This window comes from uncultured Eudoraea sp. (genome assembly GCF_947258525.1).
In the GTDB taxonomy this organism is placed as follows: domain Bacteria; phylum Bacteroidota; class Bacteroidia; order Flavobacteriales; family Flavobacteriaceae; genus Eudoraea.
This window is the reverse complement of record NZ_CAMYIP010000102.1, coordinates 1-2,594: the sequence shown is the minus strand read 5'-3', so window position 1 is coordinate 2,594 and position 2,594 is coordinate 1. Positions and strand designations below refer to the sequence as shown.

Below are 2,594 nucleotides of genomic sequence, written 5' to 3'. Positions count from 1 at the left end.
TTAGAGGTATCCACAATTCTGGACATTAAAAATCTTCAGAGCAATCAGATTTCCAGGATTTTACATATTTTTTAAAGTAGCAACTGATTTTCTTATACGACTAAAGAAAACCTCCAAGAAGTATCAGGACAGCAGATGTAATGAAAATAACTGGGCATAGTTTGTATGGAAGAAAACTTATCTTAAATCCCGTGAAAAATGAAACGAGGGCCAAAACAACCAAAAAAACGACTGAACTAAGATAAATTGCCAAAGAGATTGAACTTGTATGATCAATAACAGTCACAATAGCATTAATTGATCCAATAAATATAAGAGCTATACCCTCGATAATCCATTCCATGGTAATAATTCGTTTATTATCAACGGCTATCTCCCCAAATCCTGAAACGACAGACCTTGTTGGAAAGAGATGAGCGACTCCCCAAAATGATATGAACGCTGAACCTGAATAAAGCAAAACTTGGTTAAACATTGTTTGTCTCTCCAGATTACTAAAATTTTAAATATATTGAGATACATGAATTTTGTCAAAATTACAGATACTGTAATCTGATATCACAGATTTTTAGGGCCGGTCAATTTGGCATAGATGTTGGAAATATGAAGAAAAAAGGAATCCGAGATAGTTGCAATTTTCAGCAGAAATCGCAGTATGAAAGCTTTCGCTGTATCGATGCAATATCTGAATACTTTAAATAAAAAAATGGAAGGGTCATAATTTTTGAAAATCGTCTCCGTCTAACGACGATTTTTTATAGATACCTTGTGGCTTCCTTTTATTTTTTGGAAGGGTAAGTTCCAAAAATGAATTCATCATATTCAGTCGGGGTTTCCAAGAACTGTTCCAGCTTTGCCTCATTCGCTCTTCTCTCTTTATTTTCTTTCCAGGCTAGCCAATTTTCCATGCTCTGCCACGTGGAGATCACGAGTAGAGAGTGGGGATTTTGATAGCTCATCAGAGTCTCACCTTTGATATGGCCCCTCTGATTCATAGCTATGGCACGCTGCTTGTTGAGCAGGCCAAAAACGTCTTTCGCCTTACCCTCGTTTATATGTCTCTTAATCAGAACCTTTACCATTTTGACCTCCTTTCGTTATATCGTACGAATATCCTTTCTTTTTACATTTCCACCAGACGTTTCTATTGAAATTAGGAATTACATCTTATGAGGTCAATATTCATTTTTTTGTTGAAGGCCAATTTTTTTTAGATAAGTGGGGATTAATGGCCTGAAAATTATATGTTTGGGTTGCCTTTCTTAACATAATTAATGAAATACATTTGAAATTATTATTTAAGGCAACTTGCAAGTATCAAAGTTTGACGTCAAGTTGCGATATATTGAGAGACTACCAAATATCAAATTCGGTGAAAATATTACAGATACCAAACGCATATCGCAGGAATTTTAGTCCTCTGATAGTTGCACTTTGTTGGAGTTAACTCACTATTTTGTTGCTGCTGAATGTTTGCGATATACTAACAGAATAAATGGTATATAATCCGTCAGGCATGCACCGCAAAAATGAATGATGAAATGATTACAACTTAAACGAATTTGTAACATTCAACCAAGCGCTGTGCAAGCCTATTGGCAATTCGTTTATAGAAGGTACCACTGTTCTTGGGATGGTCTTGAAGGAACTGATTGAGCGAGTTTCCTTCAATCTTGAGAAGTTGGGTCGGCTCTAAACATGAGGCGGATGCAAAGTAATAGTTGCGCTCAAGAATGCTCGACAATCCAAATGCTTCCCCCAAATGGTCTATGGTATAAACCTCCATTTCATCATCTCCAATGCTTATTTTAACACAGCCCTCAATCAACGTATAAAAAAAATCGGCTTTGTCTCCCCTATGAAAGATGAAATCACCTTTCGTATAGCGCTCCATGGCAGTAAGGGCCATGAATCCCCGAATAAATAACCTATCCATGCCCTCAAAAAGATCGGCTTGGTCTATATGCATCTTTGGCTCCTTTCCGTTTAGTTGTTCTGAAGAGCTGTTCCAAAATTTAAGCTGGTAAAAACAATAATGCCAGTAAGAAGTGCACAATGCCGATGAGTATTACAGCGATACAATCCTGCATGATTTTTGGGATAAGCACAAGTTTTAGACTCATTCTTACATATGCTCTTTCTTGCCGATATGCCAGATTTATTAATAATTCAGATATGTTATGGCTATCTCAAATTTTAAGGGGTTCCCGAAAGTCCATGGATGTTGGAGGTATTACATAAACCAATTATCAGAGAATTTTCATTTTATCAGGTTGCGGTTAGAATTTCCCCAGATTCTAACTATAGGTATCAAGAAAATACCCTAATCCGGACATATTGGAAGATCAGAGCATGAATTAAACATTGATCCAATAATTACCCATCTGCCATCTTGCTTTATCCAGCTATTCGAAATACGAAACTTATTATGCTTTTTTATAAAGCTTACCACCTCAGCATCATATTGCACTATTGAAACATTTCCAAAATGTCTAATTTCATGGAGTGTCAATTTATAAGATTCAATCGGATTATGACCATGACTTCCTGCATAAAAATACTCGGAGTTGCTCGTTAAAGCTCTATCCTGTGGC

Annotated in this window: 4 protein-coding genes; all 4 read right to left on the bottom strand. The window is 36.4% G+C overall.

All coding sequences use genetic code 11. The features are described from left to right. Positions 1–100 precede the first annotated feature (100 nt). The gene (locus tag Q0X89_RS07740; protein WP_297692815.1) at positions 101–475 is read right to left on the bottom strand and encodes a hypothetical protein; all 375 of its coding nucleotides are present in this window, start codon (positions 473–475) and stop codon (positions 101–103) included. Positions 476–779: 304 nt separating this feature from the next. Next, positions 780–1,082: an antibiotic biosynthesis monooxygenase gene (locus Q0X89_RS07735; protein WP_297692813.1), complete on the bottom strand. Its 303-nt coding sequence runs from the start codon at positions 1,080–1,082 to the stop codon at positions 780–782. 470 nt (positions 1,083–1,552) lie between these two features. Next, entirely contained in the window at positions 1,553–1,969 is a 417-nt protein-coding gene (locus tag Q0X89_RS07730; protein WP_297692811.1) for a cyclic nucleotide-binding domain-containing protein, read from the bottom strand. A 354-nt stretch (positions 1,970–2,323) separates the two neighbouring features. Further along, the coding region (locus tag Q0X89_RS07725) for a hypothetical protein (RefSeq protein WP_297692809.1) at positions 2,324–2,594 on the bottom strand (271 nt) is incomplete at its 5' end.